This window comes from Rheinheimera texasensis DSM 17496, assembly GCF_000711985.1.
In the GTDB taxonomy this organism is placed as follows: Bacteria; Pseudomonadota; Gammaproteobacteria; order Enterobacterales; family Alteromonadaceae; genus Pararheinheimera; species Pararheinheimera texasensis.
On sequence record NZ_KL544005.1, the window covers coordinates 972,811 to 997,690 of the forward strand.

The following is a 24,880-nucleotide window of genomic DNA, read 5'->3' on the forward strand; positions in this document are numbered from 1 at the left end:
CTTCCTGGGCTCATCGTCTACCCGTCAACAAAAACACCGGATACTGGCCCTGCGGTTTTTGCACCACACTGGCGTCCACCACCTGTACCTGAGTAAAACCAGCGGCTTGCGCTTTTGCAGTGATGTCGGCACGGTCAAAACCACAATGGAATACCCCGGTGTCTTCAGTGTGAAAACTGCCATCCTCAATATCTAAATCGGCCAGAGCGATAAAACCACCGGGTTTGAGCATTCGGTGAAACTCACGCAATAACGCCGGAATATCAGCAATATGATGCAGTGTCATGGAAGAGATAATGCCGTCAAACTGGCGGTTTAACGGGGTTTTCAGCAGGTCCTGTTCCAGCACTTCCAGCTGGCAGCCGATGTCTGGCGCTTTGGCGCGCAGCTGCGCATTCATCGAGGGTGAGACATCCACGGCAGTGATTTTCGCCACCAATGGCGCGATTTGCTGCAATAACAAACCTGTGCCGGAGCCAAAGTCGAGTAGTTGCATGTCGCGTTGCAGCGCCACTTGCGCTTTGATGGCCTGGCCAATCGCCACCACATTGTCGACCCGCTGCGGGTTTTGCTCATAAATAGCTGCTTTGGCAGCAAAAAAATCGTGGGACATCAGGAACTCCGCAGGTCAGACCCGCTGCCGTAACCATAGCGACAGCCCCAGCATCAGGCCAAAACCCAGCACTGGTGCAGCGCCGTAGCCTAACAGCGGCGCTGGCGTGGCGCCGGCGACTGAGCCACCGTATAACACGGCATAATAAACCGCCACCGCGGCCAGCCAGGGCTGGTCCAGCAGGCTTTGCCGGTAAAGGACCAGTAATAACAGAATGGCCGCGCCAATGACTAAAGCGCCGCACCACCAGGCCACACTAAACGCCAGCGCAAACACGCCTTCGACATAAGGCACACTTTGCAGGCCGTCTTGTTGCTGTAGAGCCCAATAACACAAGGCCAGCAACGGCACAAAACAACTTAGCGGCAACCAGCCGGCACTGACACCGGGCCGGCAGGCCTGCAAATATAACAAGGGGAAAGCGATAGTCAGCGCCAACAGCTGCGCTGCGTCCGGCTGCAACGCCAGAAACAAAGCGCCAGCCAGCAAGATGCCACAGGCTGCGGCGCGGCTTTGCGGTTGTTGGAACAACACCGCTACCAGCACCAGAATGGCCGGCAATAACAAACCACCGCTATAAAGCTGCAGAGTACCAAAGAGCAACCAGCGCTGCGGCTGATTTACTGAGGCTCCGCTGAACTCCGTCAGCAACGGCGCGCCAAGCAGCAATACCAATAAACAGGCCAGCGCCTGCAAAGTACCGGGCATCACATCACCTTCGCTGCGGGCTCCAAGCCAGATAAGCAGAGCCGCTACGAACAAACTGCCGGCCTGCACCAGATACAGCTGCGGCGCCACGCCCGCCAGTGCCAGCACGGCAAAGCCGGCCAACAGCGGCGCTATGCTGAACCACAATCCGCTTGCTCTGTCTGCCATCATGCTGCTTATCCTTTGCTGTGTTGCCGCAGGTGCATAGAAAAAGACTGCAGAAAAATTAAGCAGAAGTAAATGGGATAAACTGGAATTTGTCAGGAAAAACAGCTGGTCAGCGCTCAGGGCGGCGCCACAAGCAAAGTAGCAACCGCTACGCTGCCCGAAGCCGCCAACCGTCGGCGCAACATATCAGAGCCGTTTAGTCGATTCCCGCACCACCAGCGTCGGCGCGACTTTGGCCGCGACATGGCCGGCGCCGTGGCGATTATCTTCAATATCCATAATGATTTTGGTGGCGGCGAGCTGCGCCATTTGCCGCACCGGGCGGCGGATAGTGGTCAGCGCCGGAATGATCCGGCTGGCCAGTAAGTTGTCATCAAAGCCGGCGACCGACAGCTGGTCCGGCACTTTGATGCCAAGCTCGTGCGCGGCTTTGAGTACACCGGCGGCCATCTGGTCGTTGTTGGCGAAAATCGCCGTCGGTTTTTCTGCACCGCTCAGCAATTGCTGCGCACATTCGATACCAGTTTCAAAACTGTTGTTACCTTCGACAATCCAGTCCGGCCGCAGTTTGATGCCGTAGGCCGACAGCCCAAGCTGAAAACCTTCCATCCGTTCGGTAGAAGATTTATAGCGCTGCGGCCCGCTGATAAAAGCAATATTCTGATGGCCAAGCTGAGCAAAATAGCGCGCCATTTCGGCGGCAGCGGCGCGGTCGTCCGACACCACCGAATGATAAGTTTCATCCAGTAACACTGACGTTAACCGCACATAAGGCCGTTCCGCCTGTTTCAGCGCGCTGGCCAGATGATCCAGCTCCGACACCGGCGGCAGCAAAATCACGCCGTCGAGTTTAGAGCGGTTGATAAAAGCAAAACAGTCCTGCACCAGGGTCTCGCTGCGATAGCGGCACGGGTGCACTACCAGCTCGTAACCCAGCTGGCTGCAAACTTCCAGCACACCACGCTGCACGTCATCGAGATACAAGGCATCCGGGTTGTCGTAAATCAGCCCGAGCAGGTAAGAACGGCTGGACGCCAGACCGCGTGCTTGCGGGCTTGGCGAATAATTCAGCTCTGCTATCACTTTTTCCACTTTGACCCGCGTCGATTCACCGACCGCCAGCGAGCCATTAATCACCCGCGACACCGTGCGTTTGGACACTCCGGCTAAGCGGGCCACGTCATTAATAGTGGATGATTTGAGCGTGTAGATGATAGTTCTCCCGGGCGGTCTGAGCTGATGTGCTGCCGGCCTGTGCCTGTGCGGTCAAAGGGCCAGCAGCGCCATTCTAATGAACAAGCGGTGGAAGTGCCATACCAACCCACTTTGTTCCTGGTCCATCCAATTGCCTTGCTATAAACCCACAACAGACGGCAGCCATTCGCTGATGGCCGGTACATAAGTCACCAGCAACAACACCACAATCATCGCGGCATACATTGGTAACAACGGCTTGATCATCTGTTCCAGCTTCACCTTCGCCACAGCACAAGCGACAAAGAGCACGCTGCCGACCGGCGGCGACACCAGACCAATCGACAGGTTCAGGATCATCATGATGCCAAAATGCAGCGGCGATACACCCAGCTCCACCGCCACCGGCAGGAAAATCGGCGTAAAGATCAGCACAGCCGGCGTCATATCCATAAAAGCGCCAACCACTAACAAAATCAGGTTGATGATAAGCAGGATAATAATCGGGTTTTCACTCAAGGCCATCAAACCACTACTGATGCTTTGCGGGATGTTTTCATAAGACAAAATCCACGACATCGCCGCCGACGTGGCAATCAGCGCCAGCACAATGGCGGTGGTTTCGGTTGATTTCAGCAGAATTTTACCCAAATCGGCCCAGGCCACTTCTTTATACACCAGCACCGCCAGCACAAACGAATAGACCACAGCGATAGCGCCGGCTTCGGTCGCGGTAAAAGCGCCTTTGATAATGCCGCCGATAACGACAACTATCATCAGCAAACTCGGCACAGCCGCAGCGATTTTGCTGAGCACTAATTTGAGCGGTAAACGCGCGCCAACCGGATAACCTTTTTTGCGGGCATAACCGGCACAGACAATCATCAGCGCCGCGCCTAACAAAATGCCAGGCAGATAACCGGCAACAAAAAGCGCAGCAATAGACACACCGCCGCTGGCGATGGCGTAGACAATCATGATGTTCGACGGAGGGATCAAAAGGCCCGTAGTGGCAGCTGCTGCAGTCACCGCCGCGCTGTATGAATCGTCGTAGCCTTGTTTTTTCATCTCCGGCAGCATAAAGCTACCGATTGCGGATGTAGCAGCGACCGCTGAACCGGAAATGGCGCCAAATAACATACAGGACAACACGTTCACCAAAGCGAGGCCGCCTGGCAGCGCGCCGACCAGCGCCATCGCACATTCAATCAGCCGCTTGGCGATGCCACCGCGCCCCATCAATAATCCCGACAACACAAAAAACGGGATAGCGAGCAAGGCAAAACTATTCAGGCCACCGGCCATGCGCTGCGCCAATGTGGTCAACGCCGGCAATAAATCCATGCTCAGCAACATAGTGCCGAGTGTGGCGAGGCCAATACAAAACGAAATCGGTACGTTTAAAAACAGCAGGATAAAAAAGATGCCAAGGAGCACCAATGCAGACATTTCCATTATTCGCAGCCTCCGGTTGGTGCCAGCGTCTGGCCCCGCCATAAACAAATCAGTTGGCAGATGCCGTAAAAAGCAATCAGAAAGCCAGCCAGCGGGATCGCCAGATAAATCCAGGCCACGCGAATGCCTAAGGCCGCCGACATCTGGTTCAGCTCAAAGGTCAGCTGCACCAAAGCGCCACCGCCACCGACCATCACCGCCAGCGCAAACAACACCACCAATGCGGTCAGTAAAATAGCCACCCGGCGTTGCCACTGCGGCGTAAATTTTGATGTCACGATATCCAGGCCAAGATGCTGGCCGGTACGATAGGCCAGCGCCGCGCCGAGCATGCCAATCCACAGCAACAGCGTGCGGGAAATTTCCTCGGTCATTGAGCTTGGTTCACCAAGAATAAAACGCGACACCACCTGCCAGCACACCACCAGCACAATGGCCGCCATCAGGCCAATCAGCAGGCGTTTTAAAGCCTCATCCAGCCAAAACACAGTTTTATTCATGGGGTTTCTCCTCTGCAGCCGGAACCGCGACTGCAGGCGCCGTCACTGGCGGCAAAGCAGCAACTTTTACCATCAAAGCGCCAACCGGGGTGTTTTTTAACGCCTGATGCAGCGGTTGCACCGCGTCAATAAAGGGCTGTTTATCCGGATAAATCACTTCGACACCGGCAGCTTTGACTTTTTCAAGCGCATCACGGGTTTGCGCCTGCCAGGCTTCGCGTTGCCAGACAACAGAATCAGCAAAGGCCTGCTCTAACCAGCCTTGTTGCTCCGCCGTTAAAGTGTTCCATATATGCTGACTCATCAGAATCACATCCGGCACCGAGGTATGTTCATCCAGCACGTAATATTTGGATAATTCATAGTGGCGCGACAGGTAAAAACTTGGCGGGTTGTTTTCCGCACCATCAACCACGCCTTGTTGCAGTGCGGTGTACAGTTCACCCCAGTCGACCGGCGTGGCAGCGCCGCCTAAGGTTTGCACCATCTGCACGGCAGTCTGGCTATTTGGTACGCGAAATTTCAGCCCGGCTAAATCGGCTGGAGTGCTGATTTTTTTGTTGGTGCTATAAAAACTGCGGCTGCCGGCATCGTAATAACCGAGGCCCTTAAGCCGCACCGGCGAAAGCTCTGCCAGCAACTGCTGACCAATTTCACCTTCCAGCACCTGCCACAGCTGCTGTTCGTCGCGAAACACATATGGCACGCTGAACAGCTGCATATTAGGCGCAAAACCTTCCAGCGGTGCGGCGGATACTTTGGTCAGCGCCAGTGAGCCAATCTGCAGCAACTCGATCAGTTCGCGCTCAGAACCAAGCTGGCCACCGCTGTAAATGCGGATCTTCATGGCGCCATGTGAATAGTGGTCCAGCCGTTCGGCCAGTTTCACCATCGCTTTGTGCACCACATGCTCCTGGTCCAGCGTATGGGCCATGCGCAAGGTCAGCACTTGTTCTTCTGGTTTGCTGCAGCTGCTAAGCAGGACACTGAGTATGAAACTCAGCGCCAGCACGCCGCTGCGGCGCAACAAGCTCTTCATGTTGTCTCCCCTGTCGAGAAAAGGCGCCGGCTGTAGTGTTATAGGGTGCCGGCACCGGTTTATAGCGCTAAATCAATAGTTAACGCAGCGCGCTGGCCGGGAATTTATCCATATCGTTGTAATCGTGGTTTTCGCCGGCCATACCCCAGATAAAGGTGTAACTGCCGGTACCGCAACCGCTGTGAATAGACCAGGGCGGCGACACCACCGCCTGATCGTTGCCGGTGAAAATATGCCGGGTTTGTTGTGGCTCGCCCATAAAGTGGCAAACCTGCTGGCCTTCACTGAGACCAAAATAAAAGTAAGCTTCCATCCGCCGGTCATGCTGATGTGCCGGCATCGTGTTCCAGACACTGCCCGGATGCAGCACGGTCAAGCCCATTTGCAGCTGGCAAGTATCGACCACGCCTTTAATCATCAGCTGATAAATATCGCGTTTATTGCTGGTCTCCAGCGCGCCCATGTGCAGCACATTACAGTCGGCCATGGTGATATGCCGGTTCGGGTATTGGTGATGCGCCGGCGTTGAATTCAGATAAAACTTGGCAGGAACCGCTGCGTCGTTGGAGATAAAGCGTACCTCGCGCGCACCTTTACCCACATACAGCGCTTCACGAAAATTGAGCGGATAAGCCGTGCCATCGACTTCGACCACCCCGGCGCCGCCGGTATTGATCACGCCAAGCTCACGCCGCTCTAAAAAATATTCGGCTTTCAGCGCATCCACCGTTTGCAGCAACACCGGGCCTTTGACCGGCACCGCGCTGCCAACAATCAGCCGCTCATAGTGGGTGTAGTTCAGCACCAGCGTGTCGGGCTGCATCAGGTTATCCAGCAGAAAATGCTGACGCAGTTTGTCGGTATCGTAATGTTTCACATCATCCGGGTGGGTGGCGTAGCGGTTGGTAAACACAATGCTCATAAAAACTCCAAAAAATTCGACTGAAATTAATCTATCGCGCCAGCCAGCCGCCATCGACGGCGAGTACATGGCCGTGGACATAGTCACTGGCGCTGGAGGCGAGGAATATCGCCGCACCGGCCAAATCCGCCGGTTCCCCCCAACGACCAGCCGGCAAGCGGCTTAAAATTTGTTGATTGCGGTCAGCGTTGGCCTGCAGCGCCGCCGTGTTGTCGGTTTTAAAATAGCCCGGCGCAATGGCGTTCACATTGACGCCAAAGCCAGCCCATTCATTGGCCAGCGCCCGCGTCAGGCCAACTACCGCATGTTTACTGGCGGTGTAGGCCGGCACTGTGATACCGCCGCTGTAAGACAGCATCGAGGCAATATTAATAATTTTGCCGCTTCTGCGTTCAATCATCGCCGCGCCTAAGCGTTGGCTCAGCAGGAAAGTGGCGTCGAGGTTCACCGCTAAATTTTGTTGCCAGTCGCTAAAGGCGAAATCCACCGCCGGCGTGCGACTGATAGTGCCGCCACAGTTGACCAGAATGTCTATCTGACCGGCGTAATCCAGTGCTTTTTCGGCGAGCTGCACCACGGCATTACTGTCGGCCAAATCGGCAGAAAACGCCTGGGCTAAGCCACCTTGCTGGCGAATAGCCGCAACAGTCGCGTCGCTGCCGCCACTGCCGGAGCTGGCGCACAGGACTTCAGCACCGGCATCGGCCAGCGCTATGGCAATAGCCTGACCCAGGCCACGGCTGGCACCCGTCACTAAGGCTTTTTTGCCGGTCAGGCCAAACAATTGTTGCAGTTGCATCCGTCTCTCCTGTGGCCGGCCTTAATGTTGTCGGGCCTGGCGTGCTGTTGTCACTATCGATTACAAATTTTTATCCATATGAAAATAAACAATTTTTATGGATATGTACCGCCGTTTTTACCCTATCCCCCCAGCAAATCCACATTTTTTTTGCAGTTTTTTTGTACTGGGTTTGACAGTGATTATGGCTTGGTGTTAGCTTTTTGCCATCGGTGGCAAAAAAACGCAAGCGAATTTTGCCACCGATAGACAAAAACAAAAAACGAATCAACAGGGCTTGTCTTTAAGACGGGCCAGATAAAAAAGCGTCAACGGCGAAGGTCGTATGGCACCATAAGAACAAACCCGACGAGGAAGACATCATGGCAGCTCACAAACAGGCATGGCGCCTGCAACCGCTGACTCTGGCAATGGCCATTGCACTCACCGGCAGCTTCAGTGCTTCTGCACTGGCCGCACAAGACGCCGCTCAGCAAGCCACGCCACAAACCGCCGCAGAAAAAGCCAAAGCAGATAAAGACATCGAAGTCATTGAAGTCACCGGCAGCTTCCGCGACAGTCTGTCCAATGCACTGAACGTCAAACGCCAGTCTGACAGCGCCATCGACGCCATCATGGCGGAAGACATCGCTGATTTTCCGGATTTAAACCTGGCTGAATCGCTGCAGCGTATTCCGGGTGTGGCCATCAGCCGCGCCGCCGGTGAAGGACGCCAGATCACCGTACGCGGTTTAGGCCCAGATTTTACCCGGGTCCGCATCAACGGTATGGAAGCGATCTCCACTTCGGGCGGTACTGACCAGATTGGTGGCGCCAACCGCGGTCGGGGCTTTGACTTTAACACCTTCTCATCCGACTTATTCAGCTCGCTGACCGTACGTAAAACCGCCAGCGCCGACGTCGAAGAAGGCTCATTAGGCTCTACCGTCGACCTGCGCGCTGCCCGGCCTTTTGACTACGACGGCTTTACTTTCTCCGCATCCGGCCAGCTTGGCTACAACGATTTATCGGAGAAAAACGACCCGAAAGCATCCTTCCTGATCAGCGACCACTTCGCTGACGGCAAATTTGGTGCGTTAATTTCCGGCTCGTTCTCTGAGCGCAGCTTAAAAGACCAGGGCGCCAGTACCGTGCGCTGGGCCAACGTCAATGACTTCGGCAGCTATCAAGGCTCAAAAACCGCCACAGAACTGAACACTATCAACAACGCCTTCCGGCCGCGCTTGCCGCGTTACGATTCCTACACCCACGAAATGGAGCGGGTCGGTGCCAGCGCTGCCTTCCAGTACCGGCCAAACGACGACACCAAAGTCGATTTGGATATGCTGTATGCCAGCACTGATGCAACGCGCAATGAAATTTTCCTGCAAGGCATCTTAAACGCCGGCGCCAACCGCCCTACCACTGCAACAGCAGCGAGCGGCGCTACCGGCAACATGAACGTGCTGGAGTATTTCATCGACGACACTAATACGATGACGTACGGCAAGTTCGACAACGCCACGGTGCGGGCGGAAAACCGCTTTGACGAACTGGGCACCGACTTCCATCAGATCAACCTGAACTTCGCCCACCACATCAATGACAGCTTAAAATTTGATGCGATGGTTGGGACTGCAGTGTCGAAATTCGACAACCCGGTGCAAACCACTTTGGTAATGGAAAAAACCGGCGCAGCTTTTAGCTATGACTATCGCGATGGCGCACGGCAAAGCCCGATCCTGACCTTCGGCGACAGCATATTCCAACCCACCGGCTGGACGTCAAACTCAGTGCGCCTGCGCCCGCTCGGTGCGGAAAACCAGTTCGACAGCGCTGAATTAAATCTGACCTGGACCGTCAACGACGTCTGGGTGATCAAAGGTGGTCTGCACAAAAAAGACTTCAGCTTTGAAAGTTACGAAGCGCGTCGCCAGACTGAAAACGGCGCAGGCATTGTCTACACGCCGGATTTAATCAAGACCTATAACTCTGGCTTAGGGCCAAATCCAAACTGGCTGGTGCCGGATTTTGCTGCCATCGACGCCAAATATGGCCTGTATAGCAATACCGGTGTATTCACTGTCAGCAAAGATTTCCGCCGTGACGACAACTACTCGGCTGAGGAAAACACCACCGGCATCTGGTTAATGTCATCGTTTAACACTTACTTAAACGACGCGCCGTTCTGGGGTAACGCTGGTGTGCGCCGCGTTGAGACCGAACAAAGCTCCACCGCCTGGGCCACAGTGGGCGTCACGCCAACCCAGGTCACAGTCGAGCATAAATACGACGAGCTGCTGCCGTCGCTGAACCTGAACTACGAGCCGTGGGAAGATGTAGTGCTGCGCTTTGGTTATGCCGAAGTAATGGCTCGTGCTGGCCTCGGAGCCATCCGTCCAAACGTGTCGGTGTCAGTATCAGGTAGCGCGCGTTCAGTCGCCGGCGGTAACCCATACCTGGAACCAACCCGCGCCAAAACTTACGATTTAGGCCTGGAAATGTACTTCAGCGACGAATCGATGCTTGGCATTGCACTGTTCCAGAAAGATATCGACAGCCACGTGCAGACGCTGCGTGAAACTAAAGCCTTCACTGAAACCGGCTTACCTGTATCAGCCGCCGTTGCCGCCTGTACTGCAGGCCCAGGGTATGGTGAAGCGACCGGTTGTAACGAAAACGTCGACTGGTCCGTGACCACGCCGTTAAACGGCCCAGGCGGTGATTTAAAAGGTTATGAAGTCAGCTATCAGCTGCCATTTACCTTCCTGCCGGATTTCTGGAACCGTTTTGGTTTTATCGGCAACCTGACTCATGTGTCAGCGCAGATGGACTACATCAACACCGCAGGTGTGGTGCAGGCCACACGTGATCTGACTGGTCTGTCGCGCAATACAGTTGCCGCTACGCTGTATTACGAGCATGAAAAACTCAATGCCCGCGTAAGTCTTGCCAAACGCGACAAGTACTTAACCACCGCCATTGGCCGTGAAAACAACGACATGGAAGGCACCAACGCCACCACCAACGTCGATGCGTCGATGAGTTATGCCTTCACTGAACAGTGGAAAATCAGCTTCGAAGCGCTGAACCTGACCAATGAAGTCGATGACCAGTGGGTCGACAGCGCCGGTGACCGCCTGACTTATTACCATGAGACAGGCCGGCAGTATTACCTGGGCGTGCAGTACAAGTATTGATGTTTAAAAACGGCGCTGGTGCAAACCAGTGCCTGAGTTCTCCCGGCATGGCGTGGTGCGACGCTTGTTCCCGTTGCCCTACGCCCTGGATGTTTGCAGCGGGTCTGTTTGCCCGCTGCCTTTTTTGGACGGTATTTGCTGTGCTTAAAAATCCCCGAGTTGTTTATTTGGTCCGCCAGCCATTGGCATTGTTGATTGGTGGCGTCTGTGCCGGTGTGTTGTTCAGTGGCTGCGCTAAGCCAGTGACGCCTGCGAATTCAGCCATGGCAACGGCCCCTGCCGGTCTGGCAACCTTAACTGTCACCAATCCGTCGGCTTTTGCCCGGCCAGATTCGCCGGTAACTGTGACTTTCACTGATTTAGGCATCGTTGGCATTCCTGGTTCAGCCTCAGTCTGGTCAGGCACCAGAGAAATCCCCAGCCAGCTCATCGACAGCGACGGCAATGGCAGCCTCGACAGTCTGTTAGCGATGGCAGATTTTGCTGCCGGCGAGCAGCAGCAATGGCAAGTGAAACCGACCCCGGCCAGCACCAGCGCAAAACGCACTGCCGCGGAAATTTCGCAAAAAACCGGTGGGCAATGGGATGGCAAAGTCTACAAAGGCGGTACTTTTGAGAACGTACAAAGCCTGACGCCGCCACCACAATACACTGATCATTCAGAATTTATCCGCTACGAAGGCCCGGGCATCGAGTCGGACCGCGTGGCATACCGTATTTATCTCGACTGGCGCAACGGCTTTGATATTTTCGGCAATATTACCGGCAGCCCGGTGCTGCATCAGGTCGGCCAGGACGGATACAGCTCTTATCACAGTATGCAGCCGTGGGGCCTGGATTTACTTAAAGTTGGCAAGTCGTTAGGCGCCGGTGGTTTTGGTTACTGGGACGGCAGCGCAGCACAAGGCGTGTCGGTGTTAAAAGGCCACAGCGCGACGATTCACCAGTCCGGCCCGTTGTTTTCCTCACTCAGCATTGATTATCACGACTGGCAAATCGCCGGCCGCACGCTGGATGTGCGCGCGCATTTGAGCATGCAGGCGGGCAGCCGCTTGCTGAGAAACCAGCTGGAACTCAAAGCGCCAGACGCTAATGCTAAGCCTCTGGATAATCTGGCGATTGGTCTGGTGAAACACCAAGGCACCGAACTCTTGCAAGGCACGCTGGAGGTTTCCGGTCATCAGTACACCTACCTCGCGACTTATGGCAAACAAAGCCTGAACAACGATTTGCTCGGCATGGCCGTGGTGTTTAAACGCGGCAAACTGCAAAAACTGACCGCAGATGCCAACAGCCACGTGGCGGTGATGGAATTAACCGGGCTGGCGCCTGCCAAAATGGGTGAGATGAATCCGGCGCGCAAGCTGGATTATTACCTGCTGGCTGCCTGGCAAGGCGAGAAAAACGGCATCACCAATCAGGCGGATTTTGTCGCCTATTTACAGCAGCACCTGGAAATCCTCGACCGGCCAATTCGGGTCAAAATCAGCAACGCCGCCACCACAGCGGCCATCAGCAAGCCGTTAACAGCGCAGCAGGCGCTGTACTGGAGCCAGCAGCTGGCCTATGCCGGTTTACAGTTGCAGGCACCGCATTATGTCTGGGGCGGCTGGGATTTTGAGCGCGAACGCCCGACCACTTTTGAATACACCACAGGCCTGCTGTTGCAGGCCTATGATGACTTGCATCAGCTGGCGCCAAACCCGGCCTACAACCAGGCCATGCTGAAAATGGCCGACTCTTTTGTCGCGGCCGATGGCAGTATTCACAGCTATCAGCGCGAAAAATTCAACATCGACAGCATCAACAGCGGCAATGTGTTGCTGCGCGCTTATGAACAAACCGGTGAAGCGAAATACCAAAAAGCCGCCGCGTTATTGCGCGACCAGCTCAAAGACCACCCGAAAACCAGCAATGGCGCCTTTTGGCACAAAAAAATCTATCCGCATCAGGTCTGGCTCGACGGCGTTTATATGGGCATCCCGTTTCTGGCCCACTACAACCAGCTGTTTAACAATGGTCAGGGGTTAGAAGAAGTGGTGCATGAATTTGTCGCCGTGCGCGACAAATTACGCGACCCGGCTACCGGCCTGTATTTCCATGGCTGGGATGAAAAAAAGCAGCAGGTCTGGGCTAACAAAACCACAGGGTTATCGCCAGAATTCTGGAGCCGCGGCATCGGCTGGTTAGCGATGGCGGTAGTCGATACGCTGGACTATATCCCGCGCGAACGCGCTGATTTACGCGCGCCGCTGGAACAAATGGTACGGGAACTGGCGGTGGCGTTAAAAGCCCATGTCGACCCGGCATCCAAGGTTTGGTACCAAATCCCGAATAAACCCGGCGTCGCTGGCAATTATCTGGAATCCAGCGCCAGCAGTATGTTTGTATATTTTTACGCCAAGGCGCTGAATCAGGGCCTGATCGACCAAAGCTATCAAGACTTTACGCTTGCAGCCTATCAGGGCCTGTTGAACCAGTTTGTGCTGCTCGACGCCAACGGCACCGCACATCTGACGCAAATGGTGCAAGTAGCTGGCCTGGGTTTTGGCCGCGACGGCAGCTATGACTACTACCAAAACGAGCCGGTGATCCGCAATGACGCCAAAGGCGTCGGGCCTTTTATCATGGCCGGGGTGCAAGTTGCGCGGCTGTTACAATAACGTACTTTTCTGCTGCATTGCGCTGTGGTTTGTCAGCAGCGCTATCGCAGCAGATACAGATGAGCCACCGCTGTGGCTGCAGGTGAATGCAAGCAGCGCCCCGAATAGCTTCCGCACTATTCAGGCGGCGCTCGACAGCCTGCCGACCGCAGGACCGGACGCCAACCGCTGGGCCATTGTCCGCATCGCACCTGGCCTTTATCGCGAAAAGCTGTTCCTTCGGCGCGATAAAGTGGTGCTGGCCGGCGGTGGTTTAAACCGCACTATCATCCAATACCCGGAACTTCGGCAGCATTTTCTGGCGGCACGCCAGACTGCGACACTCCCCTCCGGTGCTGATCTGGAAAAAGACTGGGGTGCGGCGGTGGTCAATATCAACGCCAGCGATATTCAATTGCTGGATTTGGCAGTACACAACAGCTACGCCTTAGAAAACCCACATGACCCGGCGCGGTTTGAACATCAGTTTGCCGTGCGCGGTTTTGCCAAAGCGACCCGTATCATCACCGACCAAAGCCAGTTTGCCAGTAACGGCGCTGATACCATGAGCCTGTGGAATAAACAAAATGGCATGTATCTGCACCGGCAGAGTTTTTTCAGCGGCCGCGTCGATATGCTGTGCCCACGTGGCAGCGCGCTGGTACTCGACAGTGATTTTGTCAATCACAATAAGGCGGCAACCCTGTGGCACGACGGCGAACTGGCCGCCTCGCAGCAGCTGGTGGTGCTGAACTCAAGTTTTCACGGCGTCACTGATTTTCAGCTCGGCCGGCGCCATTACGATGGCCAGTTTGTGCTCGCTGGCAACAGATTCAGCAGCGCGCTGGCAAACCAGCCGATTTTCCGCCGCACCTATCCGGACGAGCCGCAGCGCGACCAGCCAAACCGTTACGGCGACCGGAACTTCTATTATCAAAATCAGGGGCCTGCGTATCAATGGCTCAGCGACAATTTCAATGCGGCACAAACTACAGCTTACGCTGACGCGCAAAGTGCCAGCACAACGGTATTCGGTGAGCGTTGGCAACCACTGACCGAATTAGCCCGCAGCCGGCAATGGCTCAACACCAAATAGAAAAATCGCGTAGGTATCGGCAAACGAAGCCCGCTGGGCGTCACACGCTGGCCACCACGTGGCGTACATATCGTCGCCGTAAATGTTGCCGCCTTACGGACTTGCTAAACGCCTCTGCTTTGAACTCAACAACCGGATGACCGCAATGACCAAATTCGCTACTGTATTTCTTTTCCTGATGGGACTTCTGATGTTGCCTGTATCCACCCAAGCCACCGGCATTCCAAGTGGCACCAGTACCTCGATGCCGGCCCCACGCCTGCACCTGGTCGGCGATTCCACCATGGCCGACAAGACTAACCTGAACTATCCGGAACGCGGCTGGGGTCAGTTACTGCGCGCTTTTATGTTGCCGGAACTGTCGATCATCAATCATGCCGCCAATGGCCGCAGCACCTTACGTTTTCTCAACGAAGGCCGCTGGCAGTTATTAATCAGTGATTTAGGCCAGGGTGATTATGTGCTGATCCAGTTTGGCCACAATGACCAGAAACAAGACGACCCGGCGCGCTACGCCGCCGTTGATTCCACCTACCCACAACTGCTACGCCGTTTTATCAGCGAAGTGCGCAGCAAAGGCGCTATTCCTATGCTCGCCACCTCAATTTGCCGGCGCAGTTTTAACGATCAAGGCGTGCTCGAAAACAAACTCGCCGACTACGCCGAAGCTGCCCGTAAAGTTGCCGCCAGTGAAAAAGTAGAACTCTTTGATTTAAACGCACATAGCTGCGCTGATTTAACCCGCATTGGCGCCGCTGCCAGCCAGGCCTATTTTATCCAGGTGCCAGCCGGCCTTTACCAACAATTCCCGGAAGGCAAAATCGACAACACGCACTTGTCCGTGCAAGGCGCCAGCTGGATAGCCCAGCTGTTTATCCGCGACTTAAAAGCCAGGCAGCATCCGCTGGCACGGTATGTCTGGCGGAACATGCTCTAAATAACGTACAACACAAGAGAACAGGCGATGACAGTTGCTAGTGTCTAAGCCCCCAGTTCGGATTTGGCAGCAAGACATCTTTTGCAGAAGTAGTATGGGGGCAGGCTTGTATTATCTGTTTGTGAAACTGAACGCCTTCATGACCAGAAAATAAAAACGGGCTATACAGCCCGTTTTTATTTATACCTCAATACATATGTTAGGCTTTTGCTTTCCAGCGCGAGAGCCTAATTCCAGCCAATCCAAGACCAAGCAACGCGATTGATACTGGCTCAGGTACCGGATTTGTTTCAGTATTAACCAAAAAATTATCGAAGCTAGCTCTGTTCAAATTGCCAACCGCTTCCACTTTGAACGAATCGATTCCAGTGAAGATGGTACTCAATGTCGTATAGGAAGTAGCGTTCAAAAAATCTGTACCAGATTGAAAGATATATGAATTTATCAGTGAGCCACCTAGCCAGCCAGTAACTTTTAAAGTAAATACTGGATTTCCGCCGTTTACATAGCCACCTACAAAATCAAATGATTTTATGTTAAATAAGCCCGCCAGAGAGGTTAAGGTAAACCCGGAATAGCTACCATTATTGGTCCACGACATCAAATGCTGGGTACCGTTAGTTGGCCATAATAAGTTGTTATTAGTGCCAAATCCGTCAAAATTATTCTTAAAAACATAATCCCCTTCTATGACCGAGGATACAAAATATTGCTCAGATTGAGTATCAAAGGTAATAACGTCAGCACTAGCAAAGCTAGAAAACAAACAGACAAGTAAGCAAGCAAATAGACTTTTCATTTCCATTCCAAAATTTATAACAGCATTAAATACACCACAGCTTTAGCAAAAAGAGTGCCACGCACTCAAGTCACTGTATTTTATATGTTTTTCAGATGATTTCAGGGAGGGCGCTCAAAAAGTGAAAAAAATGCTGACACATTTATGCTTGGCTGACAAAAATTTTTACAGTCTCTTGATATTGCTCCATTTAACGTTTACGTCGATCTGGGCGACTAGTTGTGAGGTGGCGATTTTATTGAACACTTCTGTGCTGCTACAAGACAAAAAATATGACTAAAAACTTTGCAAAAATCAGTGTGTTTTCGAGGAACTTATTGATTCATGCCTGCCAATTGATTTTGAACCTTATTCAAATACTGTAAAACTGCTTCTCAATTTCTTGATTACAGACACAGCTGACTGCACATTTTTTATTACACCATCTGCATACCTATCAGACTCTGCTTGCCTGGCGCCTGCACAGCACGCAGCTACAACCAGACCAAGCCTGAATATGGAGCCTGAGCTAAAGAATTTAAACGGGTTTGCAGGCTGCCGCTATGAGCTTCAAACCGATGCCCGTCCGGGTCTAAAAAGTAGATGGATTGCCCTTCACTGGTATTTTGCTTCCATTCCATCACGCCTGCGGTCCTTAATTTATCCGCAAATGGCAAAAAGTCGCTTTCGTCGATATCAAAAGCAATATGCGAATAATCCTGCGCCGGCGCGGCTTTATCAACGGACAGACAAAACCAGACATCTCCCAGGCTCAAATAAGCACCACGCTCCCAGCGCACATGGCCCTGCATGCCAAGAATATCGGTGTAAAAACGCAGCGAACGGTCTAAGTCACTGACTGCAATAGTGATATGGTTTAGTCCGCGCAGCATAAGATTTCCTTGGTAATAACCAGTGGCAATGCCGAAGTCGCCCTGTCAATCCATGATGGCAAAGCGCTGGAAGCAATAAAAGCAGCTGGTCTCATAAGTCCTTTTCAGCCATAGAATGGCCGCACTTCGACGGCTGCCCGGCAGGCCGCGGCTGCTTTACGTCCCCACTCCAAGGCTTCTTCGATGTCCTGGCAGTTCAAAATCCAGAAACCATCAACGTAGGTGTCGGCCTTCAGATATTCACCGTCTGCGACATTAAAAGTACCATCGTCAGTTAACATGACGGATTTGGCTTCGGATACAGGACGCAAACCGCCAACAAATACCCGCACACCTGCAGCGACCATCTCGTCATTCAGCTTGTCTATATTATGCCGCGCAGTCGCATCAAGCGACGCGGAGTGGTCAAATCCATGCGGGCGATACACGGATACCCAATACTGCTGCTTTTTTATCAAATGATTGACCTCGCTATCGCCTGAACGGCGGACAACTTGGCAATGGCAACTGCAGACACCATCTATCCCTCCACAATCAAAGGCGAGCAGCAGCGAGTTCAGCCCAAACTTTTTATGAGCGATTGTAATTGCCTTTTTCGCTGCGGGCGTTTCGCCAAAGCGCTATAAAAAATAACGAAGACAAACCAAGTGCCACCAGGACAGAAATCACGAGACCAATCTTGTCATAGTGAAAATGGATCACTCCTGTTTGCATACTGAGTATCGGAATAAAAAGCCCGGCCAGGTTCAACCGCCAAAAATTTGGACTGTAGTTTTTTGCCATTTTTAGATAAAACAACCAGGCAGTAGTTATTACAACAATGGGCGCGGTAATGATTAAATGAAGAAGCAGTTGCATACCACTTGGTTCATGTGCAACCAGCCAACCATGTAATGACAGATATATTACGGCGGCATAAACCATATTTGCTGTCGATAGAATTACCGCGAACATTAAACTGAGCATAATCCTCCTGACAACTCCCTATGAGCTCACGCCCGCAACCCCTATTGACGGCTAATCCTGCCGAGCACTTTAAACCGAGTATCTGTTAGTGATTAGCGCAAGTGCGGCCAGGCCTGTCGCGATTTGGCGCTACAGTGGCCGCACCTGATGCGCTAAACAACTATACCAACATCATGCGAACCTAAGTAAAAAGAAAATCGTACAAAAACTAGCGCTCAAAACCTAAAAATAATTTGGCGTATTGAATGAAACCGGGTTTTGCATAATCTAATAATGCTTCCCGCTCGACTAAGCGCCCATAAAGATACACCTGCTGCACTTCCGTTGATTTGGCAACGTCGGTAAAAATTGCCGGGTCCTGCAAAGTGAAATGTGCATCCGCACCTACTTTGATTTGCCAGTCAATCCCCAAAAATTCATAGGCATCTAAGGTCGCAGCTTTGAATAATTGCCAGGGCGATAATCCAAACCGGGCTAAATGAAACAGCTCACGATGAAAACCAACACCCTGAAACATGGCTAAGTTGGCAGCGTCTGACCCGATTAACAAGGTCACGCCGCGTGCATGCAGCCGCAATACGGCATCTAGCATATTGCTCTCAAGCTGCTGTTCTGCTGATTTTTCCAGATAAGCTAAAAAGCGGGGATGACGTGCTGAAACCGGATAATCCTGCAGTAACGATTCGTCCACCAGCGTCTTCGTCAAGGGTAAACCCACGACCGAAGTTTGCAATTTTTGCTCAGATGCCTGGTGCATATATAGAAGTTCAGTCATGACTGCGACCGCCGGGATCACAACGGTGCCATTTTTTGCCAATAAATCTTCCATGCCCTCCGGCATTTTATCATCTGGTAAATGGGTCACTGCACTGGCACCAAATTCACTGGCTGTTTTTATATCTTGCCAGGTGCCCACATGCACCACAGACTTGATGCCAAGCTCATTTGCTTTGTCGATAAATGCTTTAAAGGTTGCTTCATCAAGCGTTGGCTTTTTCTGGTTGTGGTCATACACGACTTTCACCACATTCGGCTTTGATTTACTCAGTTCAATTAACTCGCTTCGGGCTTGTTCTGGTGAATTGATCAACCGATTTCGCGCGCCAAAGTCGCAATGCCCACCAGGCACGGTAAAACAGGGCCCGGCTGCAAATACAAATGCTTCGTTACGGCTATTGCCATAGCGGTTATCCCGGTAGCTTAAGATATCCTTTTCATCACTGTATAAGTCGAGCCAGCCATGCACTCCGGCATAGAGCATGGCGTTCGCTGTGCCACGGATACCAATATACTGATAGTCCGAGCGATCAAGCGATGAATTGCCCATACTGTGCGAATGCATATCAATCATTGCAGGCATCAGCACTTTGCCTTGCCCATCGCGGAAATCACGATGCTGCAAAGGTGTATGAAGCGGCACTATGTTAGCTATCTTGCCATTTTCAACGGCAACATTCACAGCTTCCAATTGTTGCGTTTTAAAGTTGGGTAACAATACATTGTTTAACACAAAGCTCTGGGATTGCGCATTGGCAAAACACATCGCAGCTATCATATTCAACAAACAAAAAAGTACAATTTTCATATATTCCCCTAAATTCAGGCCGAAAAAAGCCCTACCGAGTGAACGGTGTTATTTTTAAATGATAGTTTTAAATATTATTAGAGATTAAATGCTTGTTTAATTAAACCAGCGCCGCTACGGCTGGTTGTTACCGGGTGAGGATGATCTCTGAAGCGCAGCAAATAACTGCCATTTTGCCACTTTTCGATTTGCCACACCTTTTTTGCATTCACAATACAGTTGCGATGAACCCGCAGGTAATGACCAGGTAAAATTGCCAGCAAAGATTCCAGCGTGCCTTCTAAATGATATTCAGAAGTAGCCTCCACCGCGCGACATATACCATGACTGGTGGTGATGTACACAATATCGTGATAATCCAATACCCGCATTTTATCGCCAACTTTGGAAATTAATGGTTTTTCACCGAGCATTTGGAACGGGTTATTCTGATGATGTTGTGTGACTTGCACCCGCGATAATGCCTCCCGCAAACGCGCGATATTAAATGGCTTCAGCAAGTAGTCTAAAGCGCGACTTTCAAATGCCCGAATGGCGTATTCGCCATAAGCGGTTGTAAAAATAATATGGCAAGGGTGCGAGATAGCATCAAGCACGTCAAAACCGTTGAGTTCACCTAATTCAATATCAAGCAAAACAACATCGGGCCGGTACTGTTCAATGGTTTGTATCGCCATTTGTGGATTGTCGCATTCAGCAACTAATTCAACTCCAGCCACTTGGGCAAGCTGCATTTTGAGCTTCTGTCTGGCTGGCGCTTCATCTTCAACAATGACTATTCGCAAGCTTTGATTGGCAATATCACCTGACATCTTGCCCCCTCACGGTTAAATAAAGTTAAACTTCCGCCCACTAAAGAAAGCCGTTGCGCTGCGATGTCCAAACCATGACCTTGGTGCGTTTCTGGTTTATCACTCAGCATGGGCGCAAGCTGTTGCTGGCTAAAGCCCTGACCATTGTCAGCCACTTCACAGACTAAATTGGATTGTTTAACTTCAGCACTAATGGTTATTTTGATCGGCCTAATTTTTACATGTTTAATCGCGTTTTCTATTAACGGCTGTAGTAACAATGGTGGCACTTTAATCGCACTGAACTGCGCTTCATTGTATAACCAGGTAATTTCCAGGTTGTCGGTAAAACGCGCTTTTTCAATCGCTAAATAGGTTTTACAGATAGCCAGCTCATAATCAAAACGCACTTGCTCGGTTTGCTTATCCAGTGAGTAACGCAAAATATCAGAAAGTTTATGCAGCACCTCATCAGCTTGCTCGGTTGATTGGTACATCAATGCAGAAATTGTATTCAGTGCATTAAATAAAAAGTGCGGATTTAAACGGTTATTCAGGTTTATCCATTGCACTTGTTCACGCAACCTGCGCTCCTGCGCCAAACGCAGGTACATCATATACAACTGTGTCATCGAGAAGAAAAACACTCCCCACAGCACTGCAGAAGTCACTTGCTCAGCCAAACTAAATCGAAAGTACGGAGATGCCAGAAGATGTAATTCATTCACCAGCATTGCACCTAAGAACATCAAGGTGACAAATACAATGCCTTTTATCACCACATGCAGTTTATTCAAAAATGAATATTGCATCAGCCAATAGTGAAGCCAGAACGGCCCTATATAAAAACAAAGAAGCCAAATCGGCGCGCTAATCATGATTATTTCAAAATAATTTGACGAATGATTGAGCCAGTCAGGCACTGCCGGAATTAAATAAGTTAGAAACAGTAACACTGTGACGCTTATTTTTTCTTTTAAAGTGAACGTCATAATTTCTCACCGCAGTTACATGCACGCAACATAACCCATGCAATCTACTCGCTCAAGCAACAATTCACTGAGCTGTAGAAATCATCACCTGAATGGTAAAAAGGGCTTACTGAACGGCATCAGAGCCACTCAGTCGCAGAGAAATACACACCAACTATCTGGTCAAAAAAGTTGGAATACTGCTGTGGCGATACTTATGGGCTCGTGGTGTACTGAGTGACGAGTCGTTTTCCTCTGCATTCACTGACAGGGCTAAGCCAGCTGTTTGCAAAGGACACCATCTGGTAAGTTAACCAAAGATCGCGGCAACTGATTTTAAAAACATCAGAGCGGCGAAGACTGGAAGAACGGTTAAGGGCTAAAGCAGAGTTTTTAGCGGCAGTATTTAAGTTGTGGTCTTGTAGGAGGCTTTTGCGCAGCAAAACTACAAAACCGCAATTTAAATACAGTCCAAAACGCGAACCGTGCACGGTGCAACGACATGTTAAGAGTTAAGCCTTTCAAGGCCGTCCCATAACGATTGGACGATAGGGAAATTTCTAGGATCAATTAAGCCAAGTTCTTCAAGAGAGTATTCCATTTTACCGAAATTGCAGGCTGCACATGAAACTACAAGGTTTTCAAGCTCATTGGTTCCGCCGTATGAATGCGGAACAACATGGTCATACTGAGCCCACATACATTGGAATGCAGCATGTTGCGATGCATTGGTTTTTTCCCACACAACAGATTCAGGATAAAGCTTTTTCAATTTTTTCCTGATATCTGCACGAATTACTGGTATGCCGCAATAGCGGCAATGATAACCATCTCTTTTGTGCAATTCATATTTTTGTTTTGTTGTAGGCATGCGAGACGGAACTTTCTCTGTTACGAGTTTATTTGGGAGCTTATTTACTGTTACATAAAAACCTCTTTTCCCCCAAACTGAATCTGTCCATTCCCAAATTTTGGGGTCATTTGCCAACAAAAATAATTCATTAGCAAGATTATTTTTACCATTAAGATGAGCAGAAACGGCAGCATCCAAATACCGGGCTGCATCAAATATCTCAGGAATTGGTTCTCTAAAACAACGCCTCAAGGATACTGTTTGATTCATGATTACTCTTCGAACTATCGCCTAAACGGCGAGCAACTTGTTACTAGTCCAGCGCCGCAGGCGCGTTGTGCTGGCGTTTGTTATGCTTGATTTTCCAACGCAATCTTTATTGCCTTTTGAAACCCAGCAAACATTTCATAAATATCAATTTCTACATCGTCTTCAATACGTTTTGACACCGCTGTTCTTGGAAAAACTACTGTGCTTGTGCTGAGGAAGCGCAGAGCCGGATCACGGCCAAACTCATCATCTACTGCAACCCAACTCAATTCTTTTATTTCTTGCTCTAGCGCATCACCGAAACAAATTCCTAAAGCTTGAAGCTTGAACGTTTCCTCTTTTGAAACCCATTTATTGTCAATAATGGTTTGGATTAGTTCTAGCTTGAATGAGAGCGCTTCATATTGTTGAGGATCGTCGAAATGGCCAAAGAGCCAACTTCTATATTCTGCAAGTAGCTCAAGATCATTTTCATTCAGGGGTTTAATGTTGTCGCTCACTAGACTTCTTCCTTTGCATAACGCCCAAATTTAGCGCGGAAAACCGCGCAGCGGGTTGATGTCGCAGCCAGCGCTTTTTTCTGGCGATAAAATTTGTTTGTTATAACCCGTATGCTCATGAAACTCTTTGCATTCAGCCTCACTTGCGCGACGGAAAGATATAATTCTTACGGTCTCTTCATCTCGCATCGTGGTTACAAAAAGTACCACATATCCAGAATCATCTACGCCCATGTGCATGTGCCGAATCTCTCCGTTTTCGACAAACGAATCACTGGTCATAAATGGTTTACGGTTTAAAGGTAAAAGCAGGCGTTCAAAATAATAAACTGCACTTTCCAGAGAGTAGCCATGTTTAGTTCGGTTAACATCTTCCTTGCTCTTGTCATATTCAATTTTGGTAACACCAAATACGAGCCGAAACTCATACTCTGGAATACCAAGCTTTTCGGGAATGTCCATATCACTCCTTAAGGGTTATAACGCCGAGCTAAGCGGCAGTTTTTAAGTTGTGATTTTGTGGAATACTTTTGCGTAGCAAAACCACAAAAGCGCGACTTAAAAACTGTCCAGCCACGAAGTGGCTATGCTTGAGCGATTTGTTAGGCTTCTATTACTTTTGACAAAGCTGCAACTAACTTAAACGAATTTTCTGAAAGAATGCGTATGTGCAAGTTATAAATATTTTCCGCTAAATCATAAAGTTCAGGAGCAGCTATATGTTTTTCTCTTTTTCCTGCCTTCGTTGGAACTAATATTTCCGGCAGCTCATCATCAAAGTAAATTCTACCATGTACAAGCTCATTTCTTTTGATGAAAAGGTTTTCCGCTTTATCTAAGGACCTCACTAAGTTAGTAAGCTCTGCAGAGTTCAATTGCTTTATTGCCGATTTGCACCATTTGATTTTTTCACTGATTCTAGCTGTCTCGTGATGTTGAGGGCGCTCTACAGCCGCTCCAAGCCATTCTGCAATCTCTTCGATAACCCCTTCAAGATGTGAAGCTTGAATAGTCACATAACCCACTGCCCGAATTACATCATTATCTCTATTCATGATTGAGCCTAACATATTGATCAAAAGGAAAAACCACGCTTTAAACAGTGCGTTATCCCTTTTATCTCACTAATCCAGTTTTCCCCAACGCCCGATAACTGCAGCAACTTCAACAAACTAGCAATAAAAGTACCGATCGCTGGGACGTGAAAGAAGGTTATATCCACTATTTCCTGCCCGGGCAAGCCAGCGCCTGTAGATTAGCAATCCTTGATAAAGCATTTACCTCCCCCGCAGAAACAATGTGTTACTGCCAGCCGCTTTATCTGCGGCAAGCGCTTCTTTATGCTGTAAAGCTAGCCATATTGATTTCAAGACAAGGACTATCGATGTACGTCCCCAGCCGTTTTGCCATGCATAATCAAGCCGACATCATGCAGTTTGTCCGCCGGTATGGTTTTGCCACTTTAATCAGTGCCGACTTTCAGGTGACGCACCTGCCGCTTTATCTGGATGAAAACGAAGGCGAATTTGGCACTTTGTATGGTCATCTGGCCCGCGCCAACCCGCAGGCAGCCACGCTGCACCACAGCACAGTGCTGGCGATTTTTACTGGGCCACATGCCTACATTTCGCCGCGCTGGTATGGCAAAGCGCCGATGGTGCCAACCTGGAACTATGCGGCTGTGCATGGGACAGGCACCGTGACTGTGCTAGATGATACAGAGAACGCTCGTGCTATGGCGTTGTTAGTCGCGCAATATGAGCCGGATTTGCTGCAGGACGAACAGCTGATGCCCGCCGAATATCAACAGAAACTGCGCCACGCCGTGGTCGGTTTTAAGATTCACATGCAGCAGTGGCAAGGCAAAGAGAAACTGGGGCAACATCAACCCGCCCCGGCGCAGGCCGGCGTCTGGCAACAGCTGCAACAAAGCGCCGATCCGCATAGCCAACTGTTGGCGGCATATATGGCGGCGCGCAATATCGGCACCGGCCAGTAAAAGCACCTGAGAGGAACTCAAT

General features: G+C 50.9%; 24 protein-coding genes. 5 read left to right on the top strand and 19 right to left on the bottom strand.

The features are described 5' to 3' along the window. Positions 1 to 10: 10 nt before the first annotated feature. From Q399_RS0114855 to Q399_RS0114890, 8 genes are all read right to left on the bottom strand, one after another. The gene (locus Q399_RS0114855) at positions 11 to 613 is read right to left on the bottom strand and encodes a class I SAM-dependent methyltransferase (protein WP_031569734.1); all 603 of its coding nucleotides are present in this window, start codon (positions 611 to 613) and stop codon (positions 11 to 13) included. A 15-nt stretch (positions 614 to 628) separates the two neighbouring features. Next, on the bottom strand, positions 629 to 1,492 hold the full coding sequence (locus Q399_RS0114860; RefSeq protein ID WP_051686036.1) for a hypothetical protein: 864 nt from the start codon (positions 1,490 to 1,492) through the stop codon (positions 629 to 631). A gap of 183 nt (positions 1,493 to 1,675) precedes the next feature. Then, on the bottom strand, positions 1,676 to 2,668 hold the full coding sequence (locus tag Q399_RS0114865) for a LacI family DNA-binding transcriptional regulator (RefSeq protein ID WP_281172249.1): 993 nt from the start codon (positions 2,666 to 2,668) through the stop codon (positions 1,676 to 1,678). Positions 2,669 to 2,842: 174 nt separating this feature from the next. Beyond that, a complete protein-coding gene (locus tag Q399_RS0114870; protein ID WP_031569739.1) occupies positions 2,843 to 4,138 on the bottom strand; it encodes a TRAP transporter large permease in 1,296 nt (431 codons plus the stop codon). Then, on the bottom strand, positions 4,138 to 4,638 hold the full coding sequence (locus Q399_RS0114875; RefSeq protein WP_051686037.1) for a TRAP transporter small permease: 501 nt from the start codon (positions 4,636 to 4,638) through the stop codon (positions 4,138 to 4,140). The genes Q399_RS0114870 and Q399_RS0114875 overlap by 1 nt, the downstream gene beginning before the upstream one ends. After that, positions 4,631 to 5,677 (bottom strand): TRAP transporter substrate-binding protein, encoded by a 1,047-nt coding sequence (locus Q399_RS0114880; RefSeq protein ID WP_051686038.1) that lies wholly within the window; start codon positions 5,675 to 5,677, stop codon positions 4,631 to 4,633. The genes Q399_RS0114875 and Q399_RS0114880 overlap by 8 nt, the downstream gene beginning before the upstream one ends. Positions 5,678 to 5,756: 79 nt before the next feature. Continuing rightward, positions 5,757 to 6,599 (bottom strand): 5-dehydro-4-deoxy-D-glucuronate isomerase, encoded by an 843-nt coding sequence (kduI, locus tag Q399_RS0114885; RefSeq protein ID WP_031569745.1) that lies wholly within the window; start codon positions 6,597 to 6,599, stop codon positions 5,757 to 5,759. A gap of 31 nt (positions 6,600 to 6,630) precedes the next feature. Further along, entirely contained in the window at positions 6,631 to 7,398 is a 768-nt protein-coding gene (locus Q399_RS0114890) for an SDR family oxidoreductase (RefSeq protein ID WP_031569747.1), read from the bottom strand. A gap of 362 nt (positions 7,399 to 7,760) precedes the next feature. Here Q399_RS0114890 and Q399_RS0114895 point away from each other — a divergent pair, with 362 nt between their 5' ends. The 4 genes from Q399_RS0114895 (at position 7,761) to Q399_RS0114910 (ending at position 15,252) form a co-directional block, all read left to right on the top strand. Next, the gene (locus Q399_RS0114895) at positions 7,761 to 10,577 is read left to right on the top strand and encodes a TonB-dependent receptor (protein ID WP_031569749.1); all 2,817 of its coding nucleotides are present in this window, start codon (positions 7,761 to 7,763) and stop codon (positions 10,575 to 10,577) included. Positions 10,578 to 10,840: 263 nt separating this feature from the next. Beyond that, positions 10,841 to 13,240 carry a glycoside hydrolase family 88 protein gene (locus Q399_RS0114900; RefSeq protein ID WP_106389004.1) on the top strand — a complete coding sequence of 800 codons (2,400 nt, stop codon included), beginning with the start codon at positions 10,841 to 10,843 and terminating at the stop codon, positions 13,238 to 13,240. Next, positions 13,221 to 14,315 carry a pectinesterase gene (locus tag Q399_RS0114905; RefSeq protein ID WP_031569753.1) on the top strand — a complete coding sequence of 365 codons (1,095 nt, stop codon included), beginning with the start codon at positions 13,221 to 13,223 and terminating at the stop codon, positions 14,313 to 14,315. Before Q399_RS0114900 ends, Q399_RS0114905 begins: the two co-directional genes overlap by 20 nt. A gap of 145 nt (positions 14,316 to 14,460) precedes the next feature. Then, positions 14,461 to 15,252, top strand: coding sequence for a rhamnogalacturonan acetylesterase (locus tag Q399_RS0114910; protein ID WP_037046158.1), 792 nt, complete (start codon positions 14,461 to 14,463; stop codon positions 15,250 to 15,252). 199 nt (positions 15,253 to 15,451) lie between these two features. Here Q399_RS0114910 and Q399_RS0114915 read toward each other — a convergent pair whose 3' ends face one another. The 11 genes from Q399_RS0114915 to Q399_RS0114975 all read right to left on the bottom strand — a co-directional run bounded on the left by Q399_RS0114915 (position 15,452) and on the right by Q399_RS0114975 (position 23,914). Next, on the bottom strand, positions 15,452 to 16,051 hold the full coding sequence (locus Q399_RS0114915; protein WP_157836320.1) for a PEP-CTERM sorting domain-containing protein: 600 nt from the start codon (positions 16,049 to 16,051) through the stop codon (positions 15,452 to 15,454). Between the two features lie 473 nt (positions 16,052 to 16,524). Further along, complete coding sequence (fos, locus tag Q399_RS0114925) at positions 16,525 to 16,923, bottom strand: fosfomycin resistance glutathione transferase (protein ID WP_031569758.1); 399 nt, start codon at positions 16,921 to 16,923, stop codon at positions 16,525 to 16,527. A gap of 104 nt (positions 16,924 to 17,027) precedes the next feature. Then, on the bottom strand, positions 17,028 to 17,351 hold the full coding sequence (locus tag Q399_RS0114930) for a YciI family protein (RefSeq protein WP_211253343.1): 324 nt from the start codon (positions 17,349 to 17,351) through the stop codon (positions 17,028 to 17,030). Between the two features lie 142 nt (positions 17,352 to 17,493). Then, complete coding sequence (locus tag Q399_RS0114935; RefSeq protein WP_031569761.1) at positions 17,494 to 17,889, bottom strand: hypothetical protein; 396 nt, start codon at positions 17,887 to 17,889, stop codon at positions 17,494 to 17,496. A gap of 208 nt (positions 17,890 to 18,097) precedes the next feature. Further along, positions 18,098 to 19,474: an amidohydrolase family protein gene (locus tag Q399_RS0114940; RefSeq protein ID WP_211253345.1), complete on the bottom strand. Its 1,377-nt coding sequence runs from the start codon at positions 19,472 to 19,474 to the stop codon at positions 18,098 to 18,100. A gap of 77 nt (positions 19,475 to 19,551) precedes the next feature. Next, complete coding sequence (locus Q399_RS0114945) at positions 19,552 to 20,286, bottom strand: LytR/AlgR family response regulator transcription factor (protein ID WP_031569764.1); 735 nt, start codon at positions 20,284 to 20,286, stop codon at positions 19,552 to 19,554. Next, the gene (locus tag Q399_RS0114950) at positions 20,250 to 21,257 is read right to left on the bottom strand and encodes a sensor histidine kinase (protein ID WP_031569766.1); all 1,008 of its coding nucleotides are present in this window, start codon (positions 21,255 to 21,257) and stop codon (positions 20,250 to 20,252) included. Before Q399_RS0114950 ends, Q399_RS0114945 begins: the two co-directional genes overlap by 37 nt. A gap of 484 nt (positions 21,258 to 21,741) precedes the next feature. After that, entirely contained in the window at positions 21,742 to 22,359 is a 618-nt protein-coding gene (locus Q399_RS21950) for an HNH endonuclease (protein WP_084164373.1), read from the bottom strand. 80 nt (positions 22,360 to 22,439) lie between these two features. Then, positions 22,440 to 22,859, bottom strand: a complete 420-nt coding sequence (locus Q399_RS0114965) for a DUF3806 domain-containing protein (protein ID WP_051686039.1) — start codon at positions 22,857 to 22,859, stop codon at positions 22,440 to 22,442. A gap of 30 nt (positions 22,860 to 22,889) precedes the next feature. Further along, positions 22,890 to 23,321 carry a BrnT family toxin gene (locus tag Q399_RS0114970; protein ID WP_084164377.1) on the bottom strand — a complete coding sequence of 144 codons (432 nt, stop codon included), beginning with the start codon at positions 23,319 to 23,321 and terminating at the stop codon, positions 22,890 to 22,892. Between the two features lie 140 nt (positions 23,322 to 23,461). After that, positions 23,462 to 23,914, bottom strand: coding sequence for a hypothetical protein (locus Q399_RS0114975; RefSeq protein WP_157836321.1), 453 nt, complete (start codon positions 23,912 to 23,914; stop codon positions 23,462 to 23,464). A 329-nt stretch (positions 23,915 to 24,243) separates the two neighbouring features. Between Q399_RS0114975 and Q399_RS0114980 the strand changes: the two genes are divergently transcribed. Then, a complete protein-coding gene (locus tag Q399_RS0114980; protein ID WP_031569776.1) occupies positions 24,244 to 24,858 on the top strand; it encodes an FMN-binding negative transcriptional regulator in 615 nt (204 codons plus the stop codon). Positions 24,859 to 24,880 lie beyond the last annotated feature (22 nt).

What these genes read in the sequence shown, in the direction of transcription:
- Q399_RS0114900 (WP_106389004.1), top strand. Translation starts at nt 10,841, where the DNA reads ATGGCAACGGCCCCTGCCGGTCTGGCAACCTTAACTGTCACCAATCCG.
- Q399_RS21950 (WP_084164373.1), bottom strand. Translation starts at nt 22,359, where the DNA reads ATGAATCAAACAGTATCCTTGAGGCGTTGTTTTAGAGAACCAATTCCT.
- Q399_RS0114935 (WP_031569761.1), bottom strand. Translation starts at nt 17,889, where the DNA reads ATGCTCAGTTTAATGTTCGCGGTAATTCTATCGACAGCAAATATGGTT.
- Q399_RS0114860 (WP_051686036.1), bottom strand. Translation starts at nt 1,492, where the DNA reads ATGATGGCAGACAGAGCAAGCGGATTGTGGTTCAGCATAGCGCCGCTG.
- Q399_RS0114855 (WP_031569734.1), bottom strand. Translation starts at nt 613, where the DNA reads ATGTCCCACGATTTTTTTGCTGCCAAAGCAGCTATTTATGAGCAAAAC.
- Q399_RS0114880 (WP_051686038.1), bottom strand. Translation starts at nt 5,677, where the DNA reads ATGAAGAGCTTGTTGCGCCGCAGCGGCGTGCTGGCGCTGAGTTTCATA.
- Q399_RS0114945 (WP_031569764.1), bottom strand. Translation starts at nt 20,286, where the DNA reads ATGTCAGGTGATATTGCCAATCAAAGCTTGCGAATAGTCATTGTTGAA.
- Q399_RS0114915 (WP_157836320.1), bottom strand. Translation starts at nt 16,051, where the DNA reads ATGAAAAGTCTATTTGCTTGCTTACTTGTCTGTTTGTTTTCTAGCTTT.
- Q399_RS0114870 (WP_031569739.1), bottom strand. Translation starts at nt 4,138, where the DNA reads ATGGAAATGTCTGCATTGGTGCTCCTTGGCATCTTTTTTATCCTGCTG.
- Q399_RS0114890 (WP_031569747.1), bottom strand. Translation starts at nt 7,398, where the DNA reads ATGCAACTGCAACAATTGTTTGGCCTGACCGGCAAAAAAGCCTTAGTG.
- Q399_RS0114980 (WP_031569776.1), top strand. Translation starts at nt 24,244, where the DNA reads ATGTACGTCCCCAGCCGTTTTGCCATGCATAATCAAGCCGACATCATG.
- Q399_RS0114940 (WP_211253345.1), bottom strand. Translation starts at nt 19,474, where the DNA reads ATGAAAATTGTACTTTTTTGTTTGTTGAATATGATAGCTGCGATGTGT.
- Q399_RS0114950 (WP_031569766.1), bottom strand. Translation starts at nt 21,257, where the DNA reads ATGACGTTCACTTTAAAAGAAAAAATAAGCGTCACAGTGTTACTGTTT.
- Q399_RS0114975 (WP_157836321.1), bottom strand. Translation starts at nt 23,914, where the DNA reads ATGAATAGAGATAATGATGTAATTCGGGCAGTGGGTTATGTGACTATT.
- fos (WP_031569758.1), bottom strand. Translation starts at nt 16,923, where the DNA reads ATGCTGCGCGGACTAAACCATATCACTATTGCAGTCAGTGACTTAGAC.
- Q399_RS0114970 (WP_084164377.1), bottom strand. Translation starts at nt 23,321, where the DNA reads ATGGACATTCCCGAAAAGCTTGGTATTCCAGAGTATGAGTTTCGGCTC.
- kduI (WP_031569745.1), bottom strand. Translation starts at nt 6,599, where the DNA reads ATGAGCATTGTGTTTACCAACCGCTACGCCACCCACCCGGATGATGTG.
- Q399_RS0114910 (WP_037046158.1), top strand. Translation starts at nt 14,461, where the DNA reads ATGACCAAATTCGCTACTGTATTTCTTTTCCTGATGGGACTTCTGATG.
- Q399_RS0114875 (WP_051686037.1), bottom strand. Translation starts at nt 4,638, where the DNA reads ATGAATAAAACTGTGTTTTGGCTGGATGAGGCTTTAAAACGCCTGCTG.
- Q399_RS0114895 (WP_031569749.1), top strand. Translation starts at nt 7,761, where the DNA reads ATGGCAGCTCACAAACAGGCATGGCGCCTGCAACCGCTGACTCTGGCA.